Annotated in this window: 19 protein-coding genes; 9 read left to right on the forward strand and 10 right to left on the reverse strand. The window is 70.1% G+C overall.

The window, feature by feature from the left end; translation table 11 throughout:
- Window positions 1–104: 104 nt before the first annotated feature.
- Complete coding sequence (locus JEQ17_RS46185) at window positions 105–524, forward strand: hypothetical protein (RefSeq protein WP_200400918.1); 420 nt, start codon at window positions 105–107, stop codon at window positions 522–524.
- Window positions 525–603: 79 nt separating this feature from the next.
- Here the strand turns inward: JEQ17_RS46185 and JEQ17_RS46190 are convergent, their stop codons facing one another.
- Together JEQ17_RS46190 and JEQ17_RS46195 are read right to left on the reverse strand one after the other, a co-directional pair.
- Window positions 604–1,641: a DUF6215 domain-containing protein gene (locus tag JEQ17_RS46190; protein WP_200400919.1), complete on the reverse strand. Its 1,038-nt coding sequence runs from the start codon at window positions 1,639–1,641 to the stop codon at window positions 604–606.
- A gap of 137 nt (window positions 1,642–1,778) precedes the next feature.
- Window positions 1,779–2,630 carry a class I SAM-dependent methyltransferase gene (locus JEQ17_RS46195; RefSeq protein ID WP_200400920.1) on the reverse strand — a complete coding sequence of 284 codons (852 nt, stop codon included), beginning with the start codon at window positions 2,628–2,630 and terminating at the stop codon, window positions 1,779–1,781.
- A 199-nt stretch (window positions 2,631–2,829) separates the two neighbouring features.
- Between JEQ17_RS46195 and JEQ17_RS46200 the strand changes: the two genes are divergently transcribed.
- Window positions 2,830–3,306, forward strand: a complete 477-nt coding sequence (locus JEQ17_RS46200) for a DUF6069 family protein (RefSeq protein ID WP_200400921.1) — start codon at window positions 2,830–2,832, stop codon at window positions 3,304–3,306.
- Between the two features lie 79 nt (window positions 3,307–3,385).
- On the opposite strand, the gene JEQ17_RS46205 is transcribed toward JEQ17_RS46200, so the two are convergent.
- Window positions 3,386–3,913, reverse strand: a complete 528-nt coding sequence (locus JEQ17_RS46205; RefSeq protein ID WP_200400922.1) for a hypothetical protein — start codon at window positions 3,911–3,913, stop codon at window positions 3,386–3,388.
- Window positions 3,914–4,458: 545 nt separating this feature from the next.
- On the opposite strand from JEQ17_RS46205, the gene JEQ17_RS46210 reads away from it, so the two are divergent.
- On the forward strand, window positions 4,459–6,018 hold the full coding sequence (locus tag JEQ17_RS46210) for a glycosyltransferase family 39 protein (RefSeq protein ID WP_200400923.1): 1,560 nt from the start codon (window positions 4,459–4,461) through the stop codon (window positions 6,016–6,018).
- 55 nt (window positions 6,019–6,073) lie between these two features.
- On the opposite strand, the gene JEQ17_RS46215 is transcribed toward JEQ17_RS46210, so the two are convergent.
- On the reverse strand, window positions 6,074–6,697 hold the full coding sequence (locus JEQ17_RS46215; protein ID WP_200400924.1) for a hypothetical protein: 624 nt from the start codon (window positions 6,695–6,697) through the stop codon (window positions 6,074–6,076).
- A 241-nt stretch (window positions 6,698–6,938) separates the two neighbouring features.
- Between JEQ17_RS46215 and JEQ17_RS46220 the strand changes: the two genes are divergently transcribed.
- The 3 genes from JEQ17_RS46220 to JEQ17_RS46230 all read left to right on the forward strand — a co-directional run bounded on the left by JEQ17_RS46220 (window position 6,939) and on the right by JEQ17_RS46230 (window position 10,408).
- Window positions 6,939–8,120: a sensor histidine kinase gene (locus tag JEQ17_RS46220; protein ID WP_200400925.1), complete on the forward strand. Its 1,182-nt coding sequence runs from the start codon at window positions 6,939–6,941 to the stop codon at window positions 8,118–8,120.
- A gap of 2 nt (window positions 8,121–8,122) precedes the next feature.
- Window positions 8,123–8,797 (forward strand): response regulator, encoded by a 675-nt coding sequence (locus JEQ17_RS46225; RefSeq protein ID WP_200400926.1) that lies wholly within the window; start codon window positions 8,123–8,125, stop codon window positions 8,795–8,797.
- Between the two features lie 102 nt (window positions 8,798–8,899).
- Window positions 8,900–10,408, forward strand: a complete 1,509-nt coding sequence (locus JEQ17_RS46230) for a purple acid phosphatase family protein (protein WP_200400927.1) — start codon at window positions 8,900–8,902, stop codon at window positions 10,406–10,408.
- Window positions 10,409–10,415: 7 nt separating this feature from the next.
- Here the strand turns inward: JEQ17_RS46230 and JEQ17_RS46235 are convergent, their stop codons facing one another.
- The gene (locus JEQ17_RS46235; RefSeq protein ID WP_200400928.1) at window positions 10,416–12,203 is read right to left on the reverse strand and encodes a SulP family inorganic anion transporter; all 1,788 of its coding nucleotides are present in this window, start codon (window positions 12,201–12,203) and stop codon (window positions 10,416–10,418) included.
- Window positions 12,204–12,445: 242 nt separating this feature from the next.
- A complete protein-coding gene (ppk2, locus tag JEQ17_RS46240) occupies window positions 12,446–13,249 on the reverse strand; it encodes a polyphosphate kinase 2 (RefSeq protein WP_200400929.1) in 804 nt (267 codons plus the stop codon).
- A gap of 50 nt (window positions 13,250–13,299) precedes the next feature.
- On the opposite strand from ppk2, the gene JEQ17_RS46245 reads away from it, so the two are divergent.
- On the forward strand, window positions 13,300–15,684 hold the full coding sequence (locus JEQ17_RS46245; protein ID WP_200400930.1) for a phosphoketolase family protein: 2,385 nt from the start codon (window positions 13,300–13,302) through the stop codon (window positions 15,682–15,684).
- A 37-nt stretch (window positions 15,685–15,721) separates the two neighbouring features.
- Here the strand turns inward: JEQ17_RS46245 and JEQ17_RS46250 are convergent, their stop codons facing one another.
- From JEQ17_RS46250 to JEQ17_RS46260, 3 genes are all read right to left on the reverse strand, one after another.
- The gene (locus tag JEQ17_RS46250; protein WP_200400931.1) at window positions 15,722–17,587 is read right to left on the reverse strand and encodes a glycoside hydrolase family 76 protein; all 1,866 of its coding nucleotides are present in this window, start codon (window positions 17,585–17,587) and stop codon (window positions 15,722–15,724) included.
- A gap of 102 nt (window positions 17,588–17,689) precedes the next feature.
- On the reverse strand, window positions 17,690–19,984 hold the full coding sequence (locus JEQ17_RS46255) for an AbfB domain-containing protein (protein WP_407700177.1): 2,295 nt from the start codon (window positions 19,982–19,984) through the stop codon (window positions 17,690–17,692).
- A 214-nt stretch (window positions 19,985–20,198) separates the two neighbouring features.
- Window positions 20,199–21,707 carry a glycoside hydrolase family 76 protein gene (locus tag JEQ17_RS46260; RefSeq protein WP_200400933.1) on the reverse strand — a complete coding sequence of 503 codons (1,509 nt, stop codon included), beginning with the start codon at window positions 21,705–21,707 and terminating at the stop codon, window positions 20,199–20,201.
- 431 nt (window positions 21,708–22,138) lie between these two features.
- Here JEQ17_RS46260 and JEQ17_RS46265 point away from each other — a divergent pair, with 431 nt between their 5' ends.
- Entirely contained in the window at window positions 22,139–22,489 is a 351-nt protein-coding gene (locus tag JEQ17_RS46265) for a hypothetical protein (protein ID WP_200400934.1), read from the forward strand.
- A 164-nt stretch (window positions 22,490–22,653) separates the two neighbouring features.
- On the opposite strand, the gene JEQ17_RS46270 is transcribed toward JEQ17_RS46265, so the two are convergent.
- Window positions 22,654–24,360 (reverse strand): serine/threonine protein kinase, encoded by a 1,707-nt coding sequence (locus tag JEQ17_RS46270; protein ID WP_200400935.1) that lies wholly within the window; start codon window positions 24,358–24,360, stop codon window positions 22,654–22,656.
- Window positions 24,361–25,028: 668 nt separating this feature from the next.
- Between JEQ17_RS46270 and JEQ17_RS46275 the strand changes: the two genes are divergently transcribed.
- Window positions 25,029–25,970 carry an SGNH/GDSL hydrolase family protein gene (locus tag JEQ17_RS46275; protein ID WP_200400936.1) on the forward strand — a complete coding sequence of 314 codons (942 nt, stop codon included), beginning with the start codon at window positions 25,029–25,031 and terminating at the stop codon, window positions 25,968–25,970.
- The last annotated feature ends 7 nt before the right edge of the window (window positions 25,971–25,977 follow it).

Raw genomic sequence — 25,977 nt, forward strand, 5'->3', positions numbered from 1 at the left:
GGCAGCGAGCCGACCGCCTCCGCAGAGCCGCGCCCGCCTGGGACTTGTCCGGGCGATCAAGTTCGAATGGGATCCCGGGTACCGGGGCGTGACAGGATCTGCACATGGTGCTTGCGGGTGAGTTCTTCCTGGCCGCGGACGATGCCTCCACTTCGCGGGTCGGCCCGCGCAAGAGACACGATTTTCCTGCCGTGCCGTGTGACGGCATCTATCCGGATGACGCGGTTCTCAGCTGGGAGACGCTGCTGACGGGCGCGCCCGCGAGCCCGCTCCGGGACGTGGTGCCCATGGCCAACGACGGGTTCACCGTCTTCGCTGTTCCGGAGCCGCTGTGTACGGCTTTGGCGAGTGCGGAGAGGGAGCAACTCCGCACGACAGGCGTTGCGTGGGCTGAGAGTGCCTTCGAGCCGGACAATGAGATCTCACCGGATGGAGCGGTGGACCTCCTTGAGCGCCTGTCGGTTCTGGCCGGCAGGCGGGCAGAGAGAGGCCTGAGCCTGTACTGCTGGTACTTCGCTCCCTGACCTCACCGCCCACGTGCCTGTACTGCAGACCCCTGGCCTTGCCGCCGGCAACTCTTCTCGCCGAGATGCTCTCGGTGTCTCATCGGACAGGCTGTCCGGGGATCCTCGGAAGGACCTTTCCAGCGATGTCGAGGAGAGCGCTGTCGTCCGGAAGGGCTCCGGATTCGCTCCACACGGTGATGTCGCAGTAGCCGCCCCGGTCGTCGCGGTCGAGGGCCACGGTCAGCGTCCTGGCCAGCGGGCCTTGTTCCACCGGTCCGCCGGATCCGCCGTTCCCGAGATTGATCTCCAACTTCATGGTGTGGGCCGAGGCGAAGACCGCGGGCCGACCGCGAACCGTGAGGGTCTTGATGTCCGTCTCGTCCCCGAACTTCATCAGCTTCACGTACTGGTCGGTCGTCAGGTCGTTGTAAGTGGCCGAGACATTCACGGTGAACGTGTCGAACGCGACCTCGGCCTCCGGTAGGGCGACCTTCCCATCGGTCAACGGAGCGGTGTTGCTGGTACCGGAAGCAGCGGTCGCGGTCTCCCCGGGCGTTCCCAGGAGCTGGGCCAGGTCCGGCCGGTTGAGCACCTTGCACAGCTCTTCACCGGTCACGGGCCGGGGCGTCTGCTTGTAGACCTTCGGCAGTTCCTCGTGTGCTCCGTCCGAACACGAGGCGGGCCGCGGCGAGGTGCTGACGTCGGACGGCATCACGTGCGGGGCCACCCACAGCGCGGCCGCGAGTGCGCCGAACAGGGCCACGGCCGCAACGGCCTGGCCCCATGCGTTGTGGTCCTTCTCCGGAGTGCCCGGGCCGGGACGTGGCCCCGCTCCGACCTGGGCCTGCGGCTGTGCCTGCGCCTGCGCTTGGGCCTGCGCCTGGGCGGCAGCATCGACCGCCGCCCCGTCCGCGGGGGCTGCCGGACTCGGGTCCCGGCGTGCGCGCAAGGCCCGGACCACCGCGTGGATGCGTACAGCGGTGAACACGAGGAACACCGCGCCGATCCCGGCCGCGACCCGATCGCGATCGTGGACGGCGAGATACATGATGCGTACGCCGAGAACGGACCCGACCACGATGAGGAGGGGTTCGCGGACCCAGAACGGCAGGAGACGGACGAGGAAACCGAGCATCCGGTGATCTCACCAGGTCAGGACCACATTCGCCGTGGTGGAAGCCACAATTCCGGGTACGTACAGAACCTGCCGACCCAAGAGACGCCAAGCGGTCGACCCCAAGATCGATATCGGTCCTGGTGGCAGTACCTGCTTCAGAGGGAGGCGAGCAGCCCGTACAGGAGTGGGATGCGGGGCGCGCTTTCAGGCAGGCGCCACCAGCCGGACGGGGTGGGGATCATCTGCGGGAAGCGGGGCCAGGGAAGTTCCTCGCTCTCGCGGAGCCGGACGATGCGCAGGCCGGCCCCGGCCAGTGCGTTGATCACCTCGTCCAGGCCGTGCCGCCACTCGAAACTCTCCGTCGCGCCGTCGACGGCCGGGCCGTCGGTGTACGTATGGGTGGAGTCGCCGCGGATGGCGCCGCGCCCCTGGAGATAGTCGTGGCGCAGAAGAAGGTCCGGGCCCTCGTCGGGAGCGGGTTTGGGGCCCAGTGCGTTGAGCAGGGGGTGGAACTCGACGAGGTACAGCCGTCCACCCGGCTTGAGGAGACGGGCGATCACCTCCGCCCAGCGGTCCAGGTCCGGCAGGTAGCACAGCGCCCCCTTGCCGGTGTAGACCACGTCGAAACGTCGTGGGCCGAGCGCGTCCACGGCGTCGTACACATTGGCGCGGACGTAGTCGACGGCGCAGTCCGCCTTGGCCGCGAGGTCCCGGGCCGCCGCCACCGACGCCCCGGAGATGTCGAGTCCGACCGTGCGCGCACCACGCCTCGCGAACGCGAGGGTCTCCGTGCCCAGATGGCACTGCAGATGCGCGACCTCCCGCCCCGCCAACTGCCCGAGGTCCTCCCACTCGAAGGGAGCGAACCAGCGGAACGGATCGGGTTGCTCGTCGACGCCGTAGAAACGGCTGGCCAGGTGTACGGGAGTCCGCGCGTCCCAGTTCGCCCGGTTGGCCTGCATCATCTCCCGGACAACGGGATCGAACCGCTCGGCAGCCTCAGTCATGCATCCATCCAACCGTGAAGTTCCGTCCTGCCGAAGCATCTCGGTGGATCTCGACAAGTCCCCTCGACAAGTCCCCTCGCGAAGCCCCTTCGCACGAAACCCGAAAGAAGTCGCCCGAGGACCGATGAGTTGTGGAGCGGGCCGCGGTCTACCCCTGCGAAAGGCATCAACACCCCACAACGAAGCAGGAGTCAGTGCCATGAGCGCAACCACGACCCAGACCCGTTCCGCCGCCTCGTCCCTGTCCGCCGCGCGGTCCGCACGACTGCTCGACACACGCCCCGTGTGGCTGGTCGGCGTCCTCGCCACGCTCGCCGGTGCCGTCGTGACCGAGGCGTTCGGGCTCATCGCCCGAGGCGCCGGAGTACCGATGGAGGCGGCCAGTCCCGGCGCCACGGAAGCGGCGGAGATCCCAGTGGGCGGCTTCTTCGGAGGTGTGCTGTTCTGGTCGGTCGTCGGCATCGTCCTCGCGGTGGTCCTGGCCCGCTGGGCGAAGCGGCCCGCCCGTACCTTCGTGGTGACCACCGTCGTGCTCACCGCACTGTCCATGGCCGGTCCGGCGGTGGCCCCGCACACCGCGACCTCCACCCAGGTCGTCCTGGCGGTGTCCCATCTGGTGGCCGCCGCTGTGATCATCCCCGTGGTGGCGCGTCGGCTCTCCCACCGGCGCCCGTGACCCGCATCGGAAGACGTGGAGCAACAGTGGCGGCCGGCCCCCATGGGCCGGCCGCCACTGACGTCGTGCTGTTTCGAGGTCAGGCGCAGAGGACGCGGGTCTCGGGCGTGTAGACCGGACCGCCGCCGGTGTTCGCGCTGTCGCTGAACTCGGCGTAGAAGTACGAGTAGAAGCCGATGTTCCCGTTGCAGCCGGAGTCGGCGGCGATCTGCAGGGTGAGGGTCACGGTCCGGCTCTGACCGGGCGGGATGGTGGCACCGTAGTTGGTGCCGAGGTCGGCGGGTCCGGTGCCGGAACATGGAACGCTGCCGGTCGCCGTGGCCAGGCTGCAACCGGTGAAGCTGTACCTGAGATCGGGCCGTTGGGTGGTCAGCCAGGTCGGGTCGATCGTCTGATGGATGAACCAGACGTCGTAGGTCCTGTTGTTGGTGAGCGTCATCGACAGATTCACCGTGCCACCCGGGGTCGCGGTGGCGCTGTCGGTGGTGAAGGTCAGATCGGCCGGGCCCGGTTCGGCCGCGCTCGCGGTGGGCGCGAGCCCGAACAGGGCGAGGACGAAGGCGAGGACGCCGGCGAGACCGATGCGTCTCAGCTGTGTTGATCGCATGACCCGGGAGGCTAGGCAAACCGCGAACGCACCGTCTGCCCCAACGGACACACCCGGAGCGACGCTCGGCCGGAAGTGCGCGTCCAGTGATGCCGCCGTGAAGCCGCCTCGACGAATGGGTCCTTCTCGCATTGGCGCACGGCAACACGGAATCGAGGACCCGAAGGGCGCGGCGCGCCACGCCGGACTGCTCCCCGGAACAGAGCGGAGCGACAAGGTGGCAATGGCGGATTCGGGATGCGTCGGCAGCCACCGGATGACCGCCGCCGCGTGCGACGCGACGACAGTTTCGGTCAGTCGTATGCGTTTGGGCCACGCGCGCGGCCGCATGACCGGCTGCGGCTCGTGATGACGAGAGCCGGGGTGCGCGGGCTCGCGGCGTCCGCGTTAGGGTCTGATCAATTGTCGTATCGGTGATGTCGAAGTGGGCTCCGGGCGGGGGACTTGTGACCACCACGCAACCGGTAATCGGCGCGGAGGGCGATGGCCGGAGCACGTCGTCGGCCGGTCGTTCCCGATTACGCCGAATACTCAGGGCCCCTGGTTTGGTCTTCCTCTTACCCGCGTTCGCGACCCTGCTCAGCTGTCTGTGGGGGATCGGCCGGCGGAGCGCCTGGCGGGACGAACACGCCACCTGGTGGGCTGCATCGCTGTCGTTCGGGGACCTGTACGAGCTCACCCGGAACGTCGACCTGGCCATCGCGCCGTACTACGTGTTCATGCATCTGTGGGTCTCGCTGTTCGGCGATTCCCTCACCGTCCTGCGACTGCCCTCCGTCCTCGCCATGGCCGTGGCCGGCGGGCTGGTGGGCCTCCTCGGCCGTCGAGCGGTCGGCAGTACGCGGGGCGGGATCGCCGCGGGTCTGCTCTTCGCGCTCGTCCCGACCGTGGCACGGCACGGACAGGAGGCACGGCCGTACGCCTTCGCCATGCTGGCGGCCGTGTTGGGCTTCCTCGCACTGCTGCGCGCGCTGGAACGTCCGGTGCCGCTTCGGTGGGTGTTGTACGCCCTCACCGTCCCGCTCATGGGCTGGTCGCACCTGGTGGCCCTCACCGTGCTCGTCGCCCACCTCGCCGCGGTGCTGGACGCTCGACGCCGGAGTGGCCGGCCCGTCCTGGGCGCGTGGCTGATCGCGGTGGGCGCAGGGCTGGCGCCGGTCGTGCCGTTGGTCGTCCTCGCCCGCACCCAGGCTCAGCAGATCGCCTGGAACACGCCGGCCTGGAACGACATCGCCGCCATGCCCTACATGCTCTTCCGGTCCCCGGTGGCCACCGCCGTCGTGCTCGGCGGTGCGGGTGTGGTGCTGGTCGCGGAGTCTCGCCGGAGGCGGGGCAACGGACCTGATCCCGGCCTCGGCTCCGGCTCCGATACCGTCTCCGGTTCCGGCCCCGGCCCCGGCCCCGATACCGTCTCCGGTTCCGGCCCCGGCCCCGATGCCGGCTCTGATTCCGGCCTCGGCTCCGATTCCGGCCTGCGAACCCGTCTCACGCCGCTCGCGTTATGGGCCCTGGCGCCGTTCCTGCTCACGGCGGCAACGGCCTGCTGGCTGCATCTGTTCCTCGACCGCTATCTGCTGTTCACCGTCCCGGCCTGGATCCTGCTTGCGGTCATCGGCATCCACCGGCTCACCGCCCGGCCCCAAGTGGTCGGACGCCTCGCCGCCGTGCTCGTCGCCGTCATCGCCGTGTTCGCCCCGCTCGACCGCGGCACAGTCACGCGCAACACCCCCAACGAGCCGGACTACCACTCCGTCGCCCTCAAGGTTGTCGCCGACCAGCGCCCGGGCGACGGCATCGCGTACACACACCGCCTCAAGGCGCGCCGTGCCCTGGACTTCGAACTGCGCGAAGGCCCCAGGCCCCGGGACGTCCTCCTGCACGACACCCCGCGGCAGCGCGCAGACTACGAAGCCGGAGAGTGCCCCGACCCCCGCCGTTGCGCCGCCGGATACGAGCGGATCTGGCTCGTCGCCGCCGGTCGTAGCAAGGACCCTTTCTCCGGCATGGAGCAGCACAAGTCGCGATTGCTGCGGGAGGAGTTCCGAACCGTACGTACCGCGGAGTTCGCGAATGTGCGACTGCTGCTGCTGGAGCGCGGCCCATGACCACCCCGCTCCAGCCGTGCCACGCATCCTGGTGGCAGACGCAGACCCGGACGCCTCAGACCGACACCCGGGCCGGGGCCGTGGCGTGTTGGGCGTCCCCCGTCATGCGCCACAGTGCCGCCGAGAGCCACATCAGGATGATGCCGACCAGGATGTGCAGCCCGATCGTGAGCAGACTGTCGGACAGCCCGGTGATGAACGCGAAGAGCGGCAGGACAACGGCGTAGCCCCAGGCCGGAATCGACGGGAACACCCGGGCGCGGATCATCGCCGACCCGAACAGGGCGCAGCCCATGGCGAACACGGCCGCACAGCCGATGAGCACGGGGATCGTCGGGCCGGTCAGTACCTCGTCGATGACGTCGTCGTCGAAGTAGAACAGCACCAGGTTCGAGGCGAACGCGGCAGCGCCGAACAGGCCGAGACCGATGAGGTTCACGATGTGCGCCACCTCTGCGAAGCGGCCGGTGGCCGGGCGCTGCCGCAGTTGCAGCGCGGTGAGCAGCGGCAGGGCGAACGCGGGGGAGAGGCCGAGCGGGACGCTGGTCGCGGTGGTCTCCCCGGTGAACGCCTCGACCAGCGAGGGCAGGGCGATCAGCAGCCCCGACAGCAGGCCGCACAGGGCGCCGACGCGAAACGTCGATGAGGTGATGTGGGGTGAGGCAATGGGCGAGGACATGAGGCCAACTCCGGTTGCTCCGACGGTTCCGACAGTGGGACAGGCCGCAACCGTAGGGAGCCGCCGATCAGCGGCAGGAGGTGCAGAACGGGGACATCGACGGCCGGAAGTCACCGTCTCCCGTGTGCCGTCCAGCCGTTCGGCACGTGTCGTCCGGCCCGTACTGTCCGGAGTTTCCGTCGCGACGCCGCCGAGCCGCCGGGTTCGGCCTAGCCTGACGACAGTGGGTGAGGGGGTGTGCATGGCGGTGTACGGGCCCGTGCGGTGGGTGCCGCCGCTGCTGTACGGCGCCGTCCTCGTGGGCGGTCTGTACTACGCGGCGGCCGGACTGAGCGACGGACCAGGCCCGTCGGTGTGGCGGACCGTCGGCTTCGTCGCCGCGATCGGCGCGCTGTTCGCGCTGGAAGAGGCGGGACACCGCCGTCCCGTGGCCCGAGTGCCGCTGCTGCTGGCGCGCGGCGCCCTGATCGGCGCGGCGGTGCTTCTCGACGCGTCGGACCTGGCCCAAGTGCTGTTCGTGCTCCTGCCGTTCACCGCCTACTTCGCCTTCGGCCGTACGGCCGCACTCGCGCTGGGCGCGCTCTGCCTGGCCGGGCTGCTCACCTTGTACGTACTGACCGCTCCCGGTTGGTACCGCGACCTGGAGCATGTGTCCGACCTGCTGATGCTCTCCGTCGGTCTCGTGCTGGCGCTCTCGATGGCCGCCGTGGCCGTCGGTGAACAGCGCGCCCGGCGCGAACTGGAGGAACATGCGGCGCGGGTCGCCGAGCTGTCCGCCGCCACCGAACGCAACCGGCTGGCCCGGGACATCCACGACAGCATCGGTCACCATCTCACCGCGATGTCAGTGCAGTTGGAGATGGCGTCGGACTTCAGGGCCCTGGACCCCGACGCGGCCCAGCGGGCGCTGGACGAGGCGAGGCGCTCGGTGAAGCTCGCGCTCGGCGACGTACGGCAGTCGGTTCGTGCACTGCGCGGTGAGTCGGCGCACCCCACGCTCTCGGCAGCGCTGGCCGGTCTGGCCCACGGCGGCGGGGCCCGGCCGGTGGTCACCGTCGAGGTGACGGGCGACGAGGACGGCCTCGGCGCGGCCGAACTGACCGCCCTGTACCGGGCTGCCCAGGAGGCGGTGACCAACGCGCGCCGCCATGCGCGGGCCACGCGGGTGACGGTGGCGGTCCTGCTGGCCGAGGACACCGCGCGCCTTGTGGTGACCGACGACGGCCGTGGGTTCGTACCGGACGCGGCCGTCACCGGGTTCGGGCTGGTCGGGATGAGGGAACGGGTGCACCTGGTGGCGGGGAGCGTGGACATCGACAGCGGCCCGGAAGCCGGAACCCGACTGACGGTGACCGTCCCGCGCGGAAAGGCTGCACGGGAAGACCGCGCGGGGATGAGCACGGACGAACGCGGGCGGAGATGACCATGGACGACCAGGAACCGGCGCCGCCGGTCCGCGTGCTGGTGGTCGACGACCAGCGGCTCATCCGGGACGGCATCGCCTCGCTGCTCGCCATCCGGCCCGGCATCGCGGTCGTCGGTACGGCCGTGGATGGGCGGGACGCGGTGGCGAAGACACTCGAACTGGGCCCGGACATCGTGCTCATGGACGTCCGGATGCCGGAGATGGACGGGATCGAAGCGGTCGCCGTCCTGCGCGGCCGGGCCCCGGAGTGCAGGGTGGTCATGCTGACGACGTTCGAGGACGAGGAATACGTCGTGCAGGCGCTGCGGGCCGGCGCCCACGGCTACCTCCTGAAGGACCTGCCGGCCGAGGAACTCGCCCACGCGGTCCGCCTGGCGCACGCGGGCGTCACCCAGCTCGACTCGTCCGTCGCCCGCCACCTCACCGCCTCCCTGCGTTCCCCCACACCCGCCCCTGCCCCCGAGCCCGCCGAGACCTCCGCCGCCGTCCTGAGCCCGCGCGAGACCGACATCCTGCGGCTCGTGGCGCAGGGCCACACCAACCGGGAGATCGCCGCGCGGCTGTACCTCAGCGAGGGCACGGTCAAGAACCACGTGTCGCGCATCCTCACCCGCCTCGCCCTGCGCGACCGCACCCAGGCGGCCCTGCGCGCCCGGGACCTCGGCCTGCTGTGAGGAAGCGCGTACGCCGTCGTCGAGAACCGCGCACGCCGTCGTTTCAGGTGGCCGCCGCCCGCCGCACTGTTGCAGTTCACCACCAGCGGGCACGAATCAGACATGTATTGCTGCCTCTCCGCTCCCCACGGTGGCCTGCGATCCGCCGCACTCCTCGCCCCCGCCCTCCTCCGAGCCCTCCACGCCGCCGCCCGCCGCAGTACGACACAGATACGCCATCCCCGCGACCCGGACGCCGTGTCCGCCGTAAACCTCGAACTGGTCACCCTCACCGAGGACCTGGCCGTCGTCACCTGGTACACCGGCGTGACCGGCAGCGACGACGGATTCGGCCACCTCATCCCCGCGGTGACCGAGGGCGAAGTCGTCTACGGCACCCACCCCGCCCGGCTGAACCGCACCGCCTCCGAAGGCCGCCGCACCGCCCACCACCACGTCGAACTGACCGATCTCGAACCCGGCCAGACGTACTACTACCAGGCCCGCTCCCGGGGTTCGGCGGCCACACCCACACCGCTGCACCTCGTGAAGGGCAACGCCGTCGGAACCTCGCTGCACGGGTTCGGCTCGCGCGGCGGCCCGTACTCCTTCACGACGCCCCAGCCTCCGCCGGGCCGCCATCTGAGGACGATCGCCCTCTGCAACGACCTGCACCTGGGAGAGACCACGGCCGGACTGGTGGCCGGGGTCCCGTTGATGCGGGGCGTCTCGCAGCGGCTCGGCCTCGCCCCTTATCCGGAGATCATGGGCCGGGCCCTGGTCGACGAGGCCCGCCGACGCGGAGCCGACCACCTGTTGGCCGCGGGCGACATCTCGGCCGGAGGCGCGCCGCGCGATCTGACCGAGGCCCGGCGGATCCTGGACGGTTTCGGCACGCACGGACAGGACTACTTCGTCGTCCGCGGGAACCACGACCGGCCCAGGAGACCGGCGAGCGGCCAAGAACCCTTCGGCGACAGCTTTCTGGACGAGTTCCCCGGTGGCGACGGACCCGCGTACTTCGCGCGCGATCTCGGCGGTCTGCGGATCGTCGGGCTGGACACCTACGAGAAGAGGGGCAACGGCAGCGACTCGGGCGGCCTCTCGCCCGACCAACTGGCATGGTTCCGAGCCCGGTTGAGGGAGAACGGGGACCAGCCGACCATCGTCTTCGGCCACCACCCGCTGACCGTACGCAACTCACTGTTCCCTGTGATGAGCGGTCAGCGCCTCAACCGCCGCCAGGCCCGCGCGATCCTCGACGCCTACTCCGTCGCCCCCGGCGTCTTCCTCCACCATGCCGGTCACACCCACCGCAACAAGCGCACGGTCCTCCCACAGGCTCGGCACGTCACGCTGCAGGAGGTCAGTGCGGTGAAGGAGTACCCGGGCGGCTTCTGCCTGCTCCGGATCCACACGGGTGGCTACGCCCTCAACTACTACAAGACCAGCAGCGGACCCGCCCGGGAGTGGAGCGAACGCAGCCGACGCGTGGCGGCCGGCCTGTGGCCCCAGCACGCCCTCGGCCGCTCGGTCTGCGACCGCAACAGCGTCACGTCCCGCGACCTCTCGGGCATCACCCCGGCCGCGTCGCGAACCGCGTTCCGGGGTGCTGCTCAGGCGGCGGGCTGACGCAGGCCTACTGCGTGTCGTCCCGGGTGCGACTCCACTCCCGGTACGCCGTGACAGCGGTCGGCAGTGTTGGGAAGACCAGATCGGTGCCGACCGACGTCGTCAGGCCGTATGCGTCGAGCTCGTCCATCAGGTCCTGCTTCACGCGGGCGAGGGCGAACACGATGTGGCGCCGGGTCAGTTCGAGGCGGAGGGCGTCGACGGCGTCCAGGGCGGTGATGTCGACCTCGACGTTGGCCTCGGTGTTGAGGACGAACCAGCGGACCGGGTCCTCCTGCTCGTCGACGGCGGCCAGGGCCCGGCGCCGGAAGTCCTCCGCGTTGGCGAAGAACAGGGGCGAGTCGTAGCGGTAGACCAGCAGGCCGGGGATGGTGCGGGCCTGTGGGTAGTCGTCGACGTCGTGCATGCCGGCCACACCGGGGACCACTCCCTGGACGGCATCGTGCGGACGGGCCACGCGGACCAGCAGCTCCGCGACCGACAGGCCGACGGCGACGATCACGCCGTAGAGGATGTCCAGGGCCAGCACCCCCGCCAGACAGCCGAGGGCCAGCAGCAGTTCCCGGCGGCGGAAGGACGACAGCCGGCGGAAGCCCGCAAGGTCGATCATACGGACCGCGGCGTACACGACGAGCGCGCCCAGCACGGCCGAGGGCGTGCGGGTCAGCAGCGGGCTCAGGAAGAGCAGCACTGCGAGGACCGCCGCACCGGCGACCAGCGAGTACGCCTGACTGCGGGCGCCCGCCGAGGCTGCGAGCGCCGTCCGGCTCGCGCTGCTGCTCACCGGGAAACCGTGCAGCGCACTCGCGCCGAGGTTGGCCGCGCCGAGGGCCAGGAACTCCTGGTTGGGGTCGAGGTCGGGGCTCTTGTCGCCGGAGGAGTCGTCGGAGGAGTCGTCGGAGGAGTCGACGGTGAAGGCCCGCGCGGTGAGGATGAAGTCCGTGTAGCCCACAAGGAGGACCCCGAGGGCCGGGAGGACCAGATGCGCCAGCTCGGTCAGATCGGGCACGGCGAGACCGGGCAGCCCCGACGGTACCGAGCCGATCACCTTGATGCCGTACCGGTCGTCGAGGTCGAACACGGCCACGGCCGCCGTGCCGAGTACCACCGCCAGCAGGGGACCGGGGACCGTCCGGAGGAACCGTGCCACCGCGAAGAGGAACGCGAGAGTGACGGCGCCGAACAGCAGCGTCGCCCCATGGACCTGCGTCAGATGCCGCACGAAGGACCAGAGTTGCGCGAAGAAGGCGGAACCCGTCGTGTCCACACCGGTAAGCTTGGGCAGCTGGTCCACGATCATGATCAGCGCCACGCCCGCGAGGTAGCCGATCAGGACGGGCCGGGAGAGCAGGTCCGCGAGGAACCCCAGCCGCACCGCCCACGCGACCAGGCACAGCATGCCCACCGTGACCGCGAGGGCGGCTGCCAGGGCCGCGTAGCGGTCCGGGTCCCCGGCGGCCAGCGGGGCGACCACGGTCGCCGTCATCAGCGCGGTCGTCGACTCAGGGCCGACCGACAGCAGGCGTGAGGAGCCGAACACGGCGTAGAGCACGAGGGCGGGCAGGATCGCCCAGAGTCCGGCGACCGGCGGCAGGCCCGCCACGCCCGCGTACGCCATGACCTGCGGCACCAGGTACGCGGCCACGGTCACCCCGGCCAGCAGGTCGCCCTTCAGCCACGAGCGCCGGTAGCCGAGGAGCGTGCCGAGTCCGGGCGCGAGGCCGCCGAGGAGAGTGCCGGGCCCCGGTGCCGGACGCCCGCGCCCCGGAACCTGCCCGCCCGCGCTCCCTGCCATGAGTCTCCTTCTGCCGCGTGACCTCAGGATCCACCGAGTGGCGGACGGCCGCGAGACGCCGACCCGGCCGATGTCCTCCGGCTGAACGCGTCAACGAGTGCACCGAGAGTGCACCGACGAGGTGCCGCGCGGCCGGATCACGGCAAGGATCGTCTACGACCTCGGTGAAGGAAGGTGAGGACGGTGGAGCTTCCCACGGTCGTCGGTTTCGACGGCCCCGGACCCGCTGCGCTGCGCCAGGCTCAGAGGCTTGCCGCGTGATCGGGGACGTATGTCTGCAGATCGCGGGGCGGGCGCTGGTAGCCGGTCGAGGGCGGTCGGGGCGGCAGCTCCAGCACCGGCGGCGGCACCTCGTGGTACGGCACGGAGCCGAGCAGATGGGCGATCATGTTCAGACGGGCCCGGCGCTTGTCGTCGCTCTCCACGACGAACCACGGGGCCTCCGAGATGTCCGTGTGCACCAGCATCTCGTCCTTCGCCCGGGAGTACGCCTCCCAGCGGGTGATCGACTCCAAGTCCATCGGGGAGAGCTTCCAGCGCCGTGTCGGGTCCTTCAGCCGCTGCCGGAACCGTTTCTGCTGCTCCGTGTCGCTCACCGAGAACCAGTACTTGCGCAGCAGGATACCCTCCTCCACCAGCATCCGCTCGAAGATCGGGCATTGACGGAGGAAGAGCTGGTACTCCTCCTTGGTGCAGAAACCCATGACGTGCTCGACACCGGCGCGGTTGTACCAGCTGCGGTCGAGCAGCACGATCTCCCCGGCGGCGGGCAGATGCTCGACGTACCGCTGGAAGTACCACTGCGTGCGCTCGCGCTCGGTCGGCTTGGGCAGCGCCACGGTCCGCGCGACACGCGGGTTGAGGTGCTCCGAGACCCGTTTGATCGTGCCGCCCTTGCCCGCCGCGTCCCGTCCCTCGAAGACCACCACGAGCCGGGTGCCCTCGGCCCGCACCCACTCCTGGAGCTTCACCAGCTCCGTCTGCAGACGCAGCAGCTCCTGCTCGTACGCCGCACGCGGCACCCGCGCCGTCTTCTTGCCGGCCATGCCGCCTCCTCCGCTCGATGACGTCCTTCGATGACACCCACGGAGTCACCATGACCAACGTCGAACACCAGGACAGCACCGTACTGACCGACGAGGAACTGCGCACCCTGGACGCCCACTGGCGGGCCGCCAACTACCTTGCCGTGGGCCAGATCTACCTGCTGGCCAATCCGCTGCTCACCGAGCCGCTGGCACCCGCGCACATCAAGCCCCGGCTGCTCGGCCACTGGGGTACCTCGCCCGGCCTCAACCTCGTGCACACGCATCTCAATAGGGTGATCAAGGCCCGCGGTCTCGACGCCCTGTGCGTGTGGGGTCCCGGGCACGGCGGTCCCGCCGTCCTCGCGAACTCCTGGCTGGAGGGCAGCTACAGCGAGACCTACCCGGACGTCTCGCGCGACGCGGCGGGCATGCACCGGCTCTTCCGGCAGTTCTCGTTCCCCGGTGGCGTGCCCAGCCATGTGGCCCCCGAGACACCGGGCTCGATCCACGAGGGCGGCGAGCTGGGCTACTCCCTCGCCCACGCGTACGGGGCCGCCTTCGACAACCCCGATCTGCTGGTCGCCTGCGTGATCGGTGACGGCGAGGCGGAGACCGGGCCACTGGCCGCCTCCTGGCACTCCAACAAGTTCCTCGACCCGGTGCACGACGGCGCGGTCCTGCCGATCCTGCACCTCAACGGCTACAAGATCGCCAACCCGACCGTGCTGTCCCGGCTCCCCGAGCCCGAACTCGACGCCCTGCTGAGGGGATACGGACACGAGCCGATCCATGTCACCAGCGACGACCCGCGCGAGATCCACCGCGCCACGGCCGGCGCCTTCGACCACGCCCTCGACCGCATCGCGCTGATGCAGAGGACGGCACGTGAGGACGGCGTGACCGAGCGGGTCCGCTGGCCCGTGATCGTGCTGCGCACCCCGAAGGGCTGGACAGGCCCCGGCGAGGTCGACGGGGAGCCCGTCGAGGGAACATGGCGTGCACACCAGGTCCCGCTGGCCGGCGTCCGCGAGAACCCCGACCACCTGCGGCAACTGGAATCGTGGCTGCGCTCGTACCGGCCCGAGGAGCTCTTCGACACCGACGGCCGGCCCACCGCGGACGTCCTCGCGTGCATCCCCGCGGGGACCCGCCGCCTGGGCGCCACCCCGCACGCCAACGGCGGTCTTCTCGTGCGCGACCTGCCCGTCCCGTCCCTCGACCGGTTCGCCGTCCACGTGGACAAGCCGGGCAGCACCTCGCACGAGCCCACCCGGGTCCTCGGCGACCTTCTCGAACAGATCATGAACGACACCTCGGCCCGTCGCGACTTCCGGCTCGTCGGCCCCGACGAGACCGCCTCCAACCGGCTCGACGCCGTCTTCAACGCCAGCGGCAAGGCCTGGCAGGCGCAGATGCTCCAGGTGGACGAACACCTGGACCGGCACGGCCGGGTCATGGAGATCCTCTCCGAACACCTCTGCCAGGGCTGGCTGGAGGGCTATCTCCTCACCGGACGGCACGGCCTGTTCTCCTGCTACGAGGCGTTCGTGCACATCGTCGACTCGATGGTCAGCCAGCACATCAAGTGGCTCAAGACATCGAGGGAGTTGCCGTGGCGGGCCCCGATCGCCTCCCTCAACTACCTTCTGACATCGCATGTCTGGCGTCAGGACCACAACGGCTTCTCGCACCAGGACCCCGGCTTCGTCGACCACGTCCTCAACAAGAGCCCCGAGGTCGTACGGGTCTATCTGCCGCCGGACGCCAACACGCTGCTCTCCGTGGCCGATCACGCCCTACGCAGCCGCGACTACGTGAACGTGATCGTCGCCGGCAAGCAGCCCTGCTTCGACTGGCTCTCCATGGACCAGGCCCGCGCCCACTGCGCACGCGGAGCGGGCATCTGGGACTGGGCGGGCTCCGCCGACGGAGACCGCGAACCCGATGTCGTCCTCGCCTGCGCGGGCGACGTCCCCACCCAGGAGATCCTGGCCGCCTCCGACCTGCTCCGGCGCCAGCTGCCCGAGCTGGCCGTCCGGGTCGTCAACGTCGTCGACATGGCCCGGCTGCTGCCACGCGCGGAACACCCGCACGGGATGGGCGAGTTCGAGTACGACGGTCTGTTCACCACCGACAAGCCGGTGATCTTCGCCTACCACGGCTATCCCTGGCTGATCCACCGCCTCGCCTACCGCCGCGCCGGCCACGCCAACCTCCATGTCCGCGGCTACAAGGAGATGGGCACCACCACGACCCCGTTCGACATGGTCGTCCGCAACGACATGGACCGCTACCGACTCGTCATGGACGTCATCGACCGCGTCCCCGGCCTCGGAGTCCGCGCCGCCGCCGTACGCCAGCGGATGGCGGATGCCCGCACCCGCCACCACGCCTGGATCCGCGAACACGGCACGGACCTGCCCGAGGTCGCCGACTGGACCTGGACCGCCTGAACATCCCTTCTACGACAAGGAGTTCACCGTTTGGCCCCTATGGACCCTCCGCGGCCGTCAGTGCCTCCAACGCGCTGGCCTGGGTACGCCAGTCCGACGGGTTGGGGCTGGTGCCGGACCAGCGCTGGCCCAGGCGGTTGAGGGGGTCCCGGTCCGTGGTCCAGATCGAGTCGGCCTGCTTCGTCACGTAGGCCCGGTGGGCGGTGGACCCGGTGGCGTCCGCCAGATCGGCGAAGTGCCGCATGAAGATGCCCTTGAACTGTTTCTGGTTGTCGTCGCAGGAGCCGGTGCCGACGTCGCAGGACTCGGTCAGCACACCGCCGCGGGTCAGCGCCGGCGACGACATCGCGGCGTCGGCCAGCCGCTTGGCCGTGTCCAGATACCGGCTGGTACCGGTGGACCGCCACAGCTGGGTGAAGGCGCCGATGGCGAGGCCCTGGTTGTAACTCCACACGGTCTGGCCGTTGTTGCCGCAGCTCGCGTTCAGCCCGTCGTTGACCAGGCCGGAGGAGTTGATCAGCCCGCTGCCCAGATACCAGTTCGCCGCCGTGGTCGCCCGCGAGCCCCACACGGTGTCACCGGAGATCCGCTGGTGCAGCGAGGTGGTCAGCCACAGGTACTGCCCGCTGGTCACGGCGTTCTTGTACGTGCGCTCCCGGTCCCACCACACACCGCCGCCGCAGGTGCCCGGATCCCAGTACTGGTGCACGTAGTTGGCGATCGTCACGGCCTCATCCAGGTAGCGCCGCTCGCCCGTGTAGTCGTACGCCGTCAGCCAGGCGATGGCCCACCAGCCCGCGTCGTCGATGGCACGGCTGATGAAGTGCCCCTCGATCGGGTCCGAACTGCGAACCCCCGCGGGGAAGACACCGCGGTTCTGCTCGAAGGTACGGGAGATCACCCAGTCGTAGTCGTGCCGACCGGTGCGCTCGGCGAAGTCGATGATCGACGTGGTGGCGACGGCCGAGTTCCACCAACTGCTGCGCCACCAGCCCTCGTTCGTCTGATACGAAGCCATCAGCGCGTCCGCCCCCGCACGTGCCCGCGTCGGTGCCGGCCTGGCCCAGGCGGTGCAACTGCCTTCCTGGTGGGAGGCCTCACGGCCACAGGCGCGGACGGCCCCGCCGTACAGCAGACCCCGTGGGTCCCGCGTGGCGAACATGGCGGTCCGGGTCGAAGTCGCCCCGGACGGCACGCTCGTACGGCCGAGCGAAGCGCCCTCGGGCCAGCTCGCGCCGGCGTCCCAGGAGCGGTCGAGCCAGATCTCGTCGCCCGCGCCGCCGCCTCCGACGACGCCCCAGGCCATGCCGTTGCGCTGGTCGACATGCAGGCTGATGGTGCGCCCGAAGAGGGTGGTCGACGGTACGGGGGTGTCGTCACCGGACGCGGTGGCGGGGTCGGCACCGTCGCAGAACGAGCCGTCGCACACCTTCGGATACGCCCAGTCGGTGCAGGTGACACCGCCCGCGTCACCGCAGGCACGGATCCAGCCGCGCCGGTGTCCGACCGGGTCGGTGATGTTGTACATCAGCGTGCGGGTGCCGGTCCAAGTGCCGGGGATGCTCGCTCTGCCGAGCAGACCCTCCCAGGTGGCGCCCCGGTCCCAGGACCGGTCCAGCCAGACGGACTCGCCCGTCACGCCGTTGTCGATGCTCGCCCAGGCCATGTTGTCCGGGTCGGAGACATGCAGCCGGACTATCCGGCCGTTGATGGTCTTGTTCGGCACCGGGAAGGTGTCCTGCCGTGCCTTCGAGGGGTCCAGGGTGTCGCACGCCAGGGCACAGACCGGCGTCGCGGCACGGGCGGCGGCAGCGGGGAGGGCGACGAGGCCGGTCAGGGCCAGGAGCAGCGCCAGGAACAGGGTCAGGGGTCCGCCGAGGACCGGGTGGGGCCGCGCTGACATGACGTACCGCCAATCCGTGAGGGCCGTGCGCGGAAGGGAGGGGTGGCCGCCCGCCGAGGGCGGCCACCTTGCGAAGTGCCTGTTCTTCGTGGGCTGTTGGGCTCAGGGAGCCCAGGGTGCCGAGATCGCCCAGGTGGTGTCCGGGACGAAGCTCGCCGGGTTGTCCCAGGTGTGCGTGCCGCCCTGCTGGGCCAGCCAGAGCTCCGCGTCGATGTGCCGCAGATACTGGCGGGGGAAGCCCGACGCCGACAGCCGCACGCCGCCGGGGCCCTGCACCGGGCACCAGGTCGCGTCCTCCTTGTAGAGCGTGGAGTTGTCGTTCGCGTCGCGCCGGACACGGAACTCGCGGTGGCGCAGATACTCGCCCGGATAGTTGCGGGACTCGAAGGAGTAGCAGAGCCGGTTGGCGAGACCCGGCTTCACCTTCCAGGTGGCGTCCTCCTTCAACAGGGCCGTGCTGCCGGAGTTCACCACCTCGGTGAAGCCGAGTCCGTCCTTGTGACGGAGGTAGCGGTCGGTGTAGCCCGGCGTGGTCACCCGGATGGACACGTACTGCTCCACCGGCAGCTTCACCGTCGGTCCGACCGTGCGGGACGCCGTGACGAGTGCCTGGTTGGCGGCGCGCACGCGGGCCTCGTCGACCTTGACGACCTGACGGTCGTAGGTCAGCAGGCCGTTGGCCTCGTTCTCGACGTCCGTGATCTGTGTGTAGACGGCCGCCGACAGGCCGCCCGCAGGCATCGAGTTCTCCCGGATGCCGTCGAGCAGCCCGACGAGCCGGTCGTTGAGGGCGGACAGGCTCGGCTGGTCCTCGTAGCTGAATCCGCCGCCCGGATACCACTCGTGGCCGGAGACCCGGATGCCGAGACCGCCGTACTCGCCCAGCACGGAGGCACGCACCGTTTCCGTCGGAGTGTTGCCGGGGCCGACGTAGTTGTGGTTGTCGACCACATCGCCGTTTCCCCCGTCCTGGGAGCCGCAGCAGTTGACGCCGCTCATGTTGTCGACGAGACGCGAGGGATCGTACGACTTGACCATGTCCGCGATGCGGGCCTGGTCGTACTGGCCCCAGCCCTCGTTCTGATTGACCCAGAGGATCAGCGAGGGCGAACTGCGGTGCTCGTCGATGATCGCGCGGTACTCGGTCTCCCACTGGGTGCGGGCCGCGGCGGACGGGCTCTTTCCGCTGTCCATGGCCGGCATGTCCTGCCACACCAGCAGCCCCAGGCGGTCCGCCCAGTAGAACCACCGCTGCGGCTCGACCTTGATGTGCTTGCGGACCATGTTGAAGCCCAGGTCCTTGTGCTTCTGCAGGTCGTACCTGAGCGCCGCGTCGGTGGGAGCGGTGTGGAGGCCGTCCGGCCAGTAGCCCTGGTCCAGGGTGCCGCTCTGGAAGACGAACGACCCGTTGAGCACGGGGCGTTGGACACCGTTCACGTTCCGCACCGCGATCGACCGCATGCCCGCGTACGAGCCGACCCGGTCGGCGCCCGCGCTGCCGGTGAGTTCGGCCGTGACGTCGTACAGGAACGGGTCCTCCGGCGTCCACAGGCGGGCGTTGGGCACCGGCACGGAGAACTGTTGGCCGACCGTCCCAGTGACGCTGCCGACCTGTGTGCCGCCGTTGGAGACGGTGACCTTGACGCTTGCGCCATCGGCTCCGGCGGCCCGCACCGTCACCCGCAGGGTGCTGTCCTGGAGGTTCGGGACCATGTCGAGCCGGGTGACGCGCGCGGCGGCGGTCGGCTCCAGCCAGACCGTCTGCCAGATCCCGGACGTGGCGGTGTAGAAGATGCTGCGCCCGGCGTGCGGGGTGACGTCCTGGATGCGCTGCTTGCCGACGGCCTGGCCGCCGGTCTGCGTGGCGTCGTACGCGGAGACGACGATCGTGTTGGTGCCGCCACCGTTCAGCAGCGGTGTGATGTCGTACGAGAAGGAGTCGTAGCCCCCTCGGTGGACGGCACCGGCCTGCTGCCCGTTGACCCAGACCGTGGTCTCCCAGTCGGAGGCACCGAAGTTGAGCTGGACGCGACGGCCGTTCCAGCCGGCCGGGACGGTGAAGGTGCGCTTGTACCAGAGCTTGTCGTTCTCGGTGATCTTCCGCTGGATTCCCGAGAGCGCGGACTCCGGTGCGAAGGGCACCCGGATCTGCTCGCCGAACGACGACGGCTGACCGGCGTCGCGGGATGTGACGGCGAAGTCCCAGATGCCGTTGAGATTGGCCCAGTCGGGGCGGGTGAGCTGCGGTCGCGGATACTCGGGCAGCGGGTTGTCGACCGGGACCTGGTCGGTCCACGGCGTCGTCATCGGCGCGGGCTTGGGGGTCCAGGCCGCCGCGGCGGCGCCGGCGGGGGCCGTGCCGGAGGCGAGGAGGCCGGTGACGGCGAGTGCCAGCACCGTGGCGGCGGTCGTGACGCGCCGCCAGGTCGAAAGGGGTCTCAGCACGGTGATCGCTCCAAGGTCTCGGTGACGCACGGAGGAACGCCGCCCGCAGGACGGTGGAACTTGTTCAACACGGGATGACTCGCTGCACGAACACCACAGCATTCACCCGGTCGATTGTCCAGACCAACGGCAGACAACGTTGTCGTACGGTCCATGAACTCCCGCTTCATGGCGCCGCGTTGAACAGGTCGAGGGCGCTCTGCTGCCGCGCCGCGTCCAGCTTGTCGACCGGACCGAACCAGCGCAGTCCGTACTGGTCGAGGGGGTTGCGGTCGCTCGCGTGGGCACGGTCCGCCTGGCGTTGCAGGTAGGTGGTGTACGGGTGGTCCGGCAGTGCGGAGTTGAGCTTGCCCAGACCGCGCACGTGCGCGCCCTTGAAGGACGGCCCGTCGGCGCCGCAGTCGCCGCCCTCGCACGGGTCGCGCAGGATGCCGTCGGCGGTGTGGAGCGAGGCGGTCGTGGTCGAGGCATCGGCGATCTGCCGTGCGCGGGTGAGGAGTTGGCCGTCGCCGGTCGCCCTGGACAGCTCGGTGAGCGCGCCGAGCAGGACGCCCTGGTTGTACGACCACACGGGCTGGCCGTTGTTGCGGCAGGTGGAGAGGTCGACTCCGTCGTTGACCAGGTTCGAGCCGTTGATCATGCCGGTGCCCTGGAACCAGGACCAGCCTGCGCGGGCCCGGTTCAGGTATGTCGAGTCGCCCGGGATGCGGTTGTGCAGGGCGGCGCTGAGCTGGATGTAGAGGGAGTTGGCGATGGCGTTCTTGTACGTCTTCGCCGTGCTCCACCACACTCCGCCGCCGCAGGTGTTGTCCCAGTACGCCGCCATGTGGTCGGCGTCGACGCGGGCTGTGTCCAGATAGCGGCGGTCACCCGTCAGGTCGTACGCGGCGACCCAGGCGAGCCCCCACCAGCCGGTGTCGTCGATGTACTCGTTGCGGAACTGCCCGTCCTTCGCGTTCAGGTTCTGGTCGTACGTGCGGGCGATCGCGTACGAGTAACTGCCCATGCCCGTCACCCGGATGTTGTCGACGAGGGCGTTGAGGGCGTTGGCCGAGTTCCACCAGCCGGTGGTGTCGAACAGGCCGGTTCCGTAGTTGTAGAAGGTCATCAGCCCGGTGGCCGCGGCGGTGCGCCGGTTGCCGGCGTTCCACGTGGTGCGGGCCCATGGGGTGCACGCGATCTCGGTGCGGTCCCCGGCCTTGCCGCAGGCGCGCAGGGCGCCGACACCGTGGTTGTTCCAGTCGTCCACGTTGTACATCAGCGTGCGCCAGCCGCGTTGACCTGCCGGGACGGTCGTGTCGCCCAGCTTGCTGCCCGAGCTCCAGGTGCGGCCGCCGTCGAAGGAGCGGTCTAGCCAGACCTCGTCGCCCGGGTTGCCGTTGCCGATGGACGCCCAGCCCATCGCGTCTGTGTCGTCGAAGTGGAGGGCGATCGACCGACCGTGGACGGCCGCCGTGACGGGAGTCCGGTCGCTCGGGGAGAGGGCGGGGTCACGGGCGTCGCAGTACTTGTTGCAGATGGTGGCTGTGGCTGCGGCTGAGTCTGCGGATGAGGTTGGCGTGGCGGGGGTGGGGTCGGCGGCGGACGCGGACTGGGGGGCGAGGCCCGCGAGCAGGGCCAGGGCCAGGGTCGCGGCTGATCGTCTGGGGATTCGGAGTCTCGGAAGGAGAGTCATGGGGCCTCTCTGTCAGGGCAACGCTCCTGAGCCTTGCCGTGGGACCGGTCTCGCTCCTTCGCGGACGACACCGGTGCGAGCGGAAGGCCGGGGCTGTGGAGGGGCTGTGGAAACGAACATGAGAGCGCTCTCGGAAGGTAGTGAGGGGGAGAGAGGGCGTCAACGGTGTGGACGCACAAGGGAGTTGAACGCGGGGCAAGGAGGGACGGGCACAGAGAGCGAGCCCTTTGCCCGGCGAGCGGGGTGTCGGGGCGATGTCGTTGCTCTTGCGAGTCCAACGGGCTTGCAGCCCCAATGGTCGAGGGGCGGCACTCCGCGTGACCTGCACATTTCGGCCACAGTCGAAATGATTGTGGTGAGGGTCACGGGAAGAAAGACTGCGGAGCGGTGGCCGGATCTGACCGCCCGGCCTCAAACCGGAGGGAAACCCTATGCGCACTGTCGCTCGCCTGTCCGCCGGCCTGCTGGCCGCCGTGGCACTCACCGTGGGCTTCATCCCTGGCGCGTCAGCCGCCGAGCCCGGCCGTACCGCCCCCACCAAGCCGTTGCCGTGGGAGGCCTCCCATGGTCCCGCCGGAGCCGGGGAGTTCACCACCCTCTGCGGGGGCCTCTGCCCCCACAAGCCGCTGCCCTTGAGGGCCTCTCATCTTCCCGTCGGCGGAGAGTTCATCACCCTCTGCGGGGGCCTCTGCCCCGACAAGCCGCTGCCATGGGAAGCCTCCCATCTTCCTCCCGGAGCTGAAGAGTTCGCCATCCTGTGCTCTGGCGGCTGCATCAAGTAGCGCTGGTTCCGGTGCTGTTGTCACCTGAGCGCAGGCTGCGTCAGCACAAGCACCGTGCGGCGCGACTGAGGTGCAACTCCTCTGCCGGTACGAGGACCTGCTGCAGCTGATGGGCACTCGCATCCCTCCGTGCGGCGGACGTGTTCGCCGCAAGTAGGCTTACGTCATCGGAGTGTCCAGATCTGGTTGTCCCTCCCGTTGCACTCCCAGAGGACCGCCCCCGTTCCGCTCGCGCCGCCGAAAATGTCGACGCACTTCCGCGACTGGTTGGCCATCAGTTGCGTACCGGCGAGGTGGAACCGCTGGCTGCCGTTGCCGTTGCAGCCGGACAGTTGGATCTCGGTCCGGTCGTCGGTCGCCCCTCCGGCCACTGTCATGCACTTCCCCGACGACCGTAGGGTCCCGCCCGATCCGGTCTGCCATCGTTGCGCCGCGGAGCCGTCGCACGCGGCCTGGATGAGTTGAAGCCCTTCGGTCCCGGCGCCGCTGCTCAGGCACTTCCCCGAGGCGGCGACCACCAGGGCACGGCCGGCCGGGGCGACCGACGTGTCGGATCCGCTCTCCTCGGAGGTGTCCTTGCCTTCGGACTCCGGCTTGGAGTCCTCCTGCACGGCGTTGGACGGAGACTTGGACGGGGTGGGCTTTGGCGAGGTGGCGCCAGCGCTCGCGGAGCGTGACGCGACGGGAGAGGAGGTCGCGGACGTGTCCGTGGACTGACGCGTGGGGTCGCCGGCCGGGAGCGGGCCGTCCGACGCGGTGGCGCTGATGCTGTTCTTCTCCGTCGGCATGGTGATCAGCACTGCGACCGCGATCAACAACGCCGTGGCGACCGCTGCGGCCAGCACAACCGGCTTCTTCGAACGCCTCGCGCCCGGGGACCGTCGCGCCTCCATGTCGGTCGTAGCGGGCTGCGGACTCTCCGCGGGCCCTCCGGCGGCGGATGCCTGGCCCGTTCTGCGCTCCGGACTCCGCCCCAACCCCGCCACAGCCGTCGCCGCAGAAACCGGAGCGTTGTCGCCCGGCGCACGGGCGGCCGACGGAACGGCAGAGGAGTCGGCTTCGCCCGACGGTATTCGCAGCAGACGCTCGGCGTCCTCCGCCGACAGTCGCTCGGCCGGATTGGCCACGAGCAGACCCTGGATCACCGGGGTGAGCGGCCCGGCGCCCCGCACCTCGGGAGCCGGCTCCATGGCAATGGCGTACATCGTCTGCGCCACCGTGTCCCGGAGGAACGGTGAGCGGCCCTCCACCGCCTGGAAGAGTGTTGCGCCCAGCGCCCACAGGTCGGCCTCCGGACCCGGCTTGGCCCCGACGAGGCGCTCGGGGGCCATGAAGTCCACGGAGCCCACCAGTTGGCCGGAGCGGGTGAGGTTCGAGGTCTCGGAGGCGTGGGCGATGCCGAAGTCGGTGAGGACCACCCGGCCGTCCTCGGAGAGCAGCACATTGGCAGGCTTCACGTCCCGGTGCAGGACCCCGGCCCGGTGCGCCGCCCGTAACGCGGCGATCAGGCCACGGCCGATCCTGGCGACCTCTTCGGGCGGGATCGGACCACGCGCCGCGAGTTCGGCGAGGGTGCTGGAAGGCACGTACTCCATGACGATGGTGGGCAGGCCCTCGTCGTCCACGACGTCGTGGACGACAACGACATTGGGGTGGCTGATCCGGGCGGCGCTGTGGGCCTCGCGCCGGGCGCGTTCGAAAAGGGTGGCTAGTTCGTCGTCGTCGAGATGTGGCTGAGGGTGCAGCTTCTTGACCGCGACCTGGCGGCCGAGAAGCTCGTCGTGGGCGCGCCACACGGTGGCCATGCCGCCTCGGCCGATCCGGTCGAGGATGCGGTATCGGCCGGCGATCAGCCGTCCCTGGTCGGACACCGTGGTTTCCTTTCCGCTGCCGCAGGGCCGATTCGGCCGACGCGCCAGTCGGCTCCTGCGGCCGGAGACCGCTCAACGACCCGTTCATTGCCCGGTGTTACCGCTAACCGGCGGTTGAGGGGCGATCATATGCCGATACGGCGGCACCAGGTGTTGGACGGGAGTTCAACATCCGCGGACTGCGAGCGCCGGCTCATCGTGCAGTTCGTTCGGGTGAGGGACCAAGGATTGGAGGACCGCCGCGTGTCGCGGTCCCGACCGCCACCGCCGTGACGTCGCCGGCCACGACCACCGTGCCGTGCCATGTCGAGCCATCGCATATCGAGCCACCCGTGCCGAGCCATGCCGTGCCGTGCCGTGCAGACAGAACGCCACGCCCCACCGGAACCCGTGGACCTGTCCGGCCTACCTGGGAACGACATGCCGCGTCGGGCGTACTGCGCCCCGAGTAGTCACGGTGTCTGCAACGGCATGACGACGGGGAGGGCCTCGCCCGGGGAGCCTGAGCAGGTATCCGAGACCGACTGCTCCGCGCCCACGGTCAGGGCGCCGTGTGCCGGTCATCGCCTGGCGTCCGACGGCGAAGGCCGACCGCGCTGCGCGCGCCCGCGCGCACCGCACGACGTGCCTGTCTCCAGGACCCCCGCACTGGGAGGCAAGCACACCCGATGAAGACCCGTATCACGCTCGGACTGGCCGGGGTCGTCTCGTGCGCCGCGTTCCTCACGGCGGTCGCCGTGACCCGGGACGACGGTGGCGCGGCGTCGGCTCTCCTGACGCCCCCGCGCGGACCCTACGTAGCCCTGGGCGACTCCTACACGGCCGGCCCGAGGATCCCCGGCCAGAACGGCAAACCCCCGGGGTGCGACCGCTCCGACCGGAACTACCCGGCGCTGGTCGCCGACGGCCTCGGCCTCGGCGCGGCGAAGTTCCGTGACGTCAGTTGCAGCGGTGCCACGGTTGCCGACCTGTCCGCCCCGCAGTCCACGGACGACGGCGTCAACCCGGCCCAACTGGCGGCCGTCAGCGCGGCGACCGGCCTGGTCACCGTCGGCGTCGGCGGGAACGACATCGGCTTCGGCTCGGTGATCACCGCGTGCGTCAAGGACGGCGTTCGGTACCGGATGGAGAGCCGTTTCGAGGACGGCACGTTGAACGACGCCCCGTGCCGGAAGCGGTACGTCTCCGGCGGCACCGACCAGGTGGCGGCGAGGATCGACGCGGCGGGCGGGCGGCTGTCCGCCGCGCTGCGCGACATCGGCCGCCGGGCCCCAGAGGCACGGGTGTTCGTCGTCGGCTATCCAGCGATCCTGCCGGACGACGGCCGAGGCTGCGGACGCGCGACGGGCCTGGCTCCGGGCGACGTGAGCTTCCTGCGGGAGAAGGAACGGCAGCTCAACACCATGCTGCGGGACAGCGCGAAAGCCGCCGGCGCCGGGTACGTCGACACCTACACGCCCTCCGCCGGACACGACGCCTGCGCGGACAAAGACGTGCGCTGGATCGAGCCCCTGATCCCCGCGGCCCCGGCTGCTTCCATGCACCCCAACGAGCGCGGCGAGCGAGGCATGGCGCAGGCCGTGCTGCGCGCGGTGCGGGCAGCACGCTGAAAGGACC

It is taken from the genome of Streptomyces liliifuscus (genome assembly GCF_016598615.1).
In the GTDB taxonomy this organism is placed as follows: Bacteria; Actinomycetota; Actinomycetes; order Streptomycetales; family Streptomycetaceae; genus Streptomyces; species Streptomyces liliifuscus.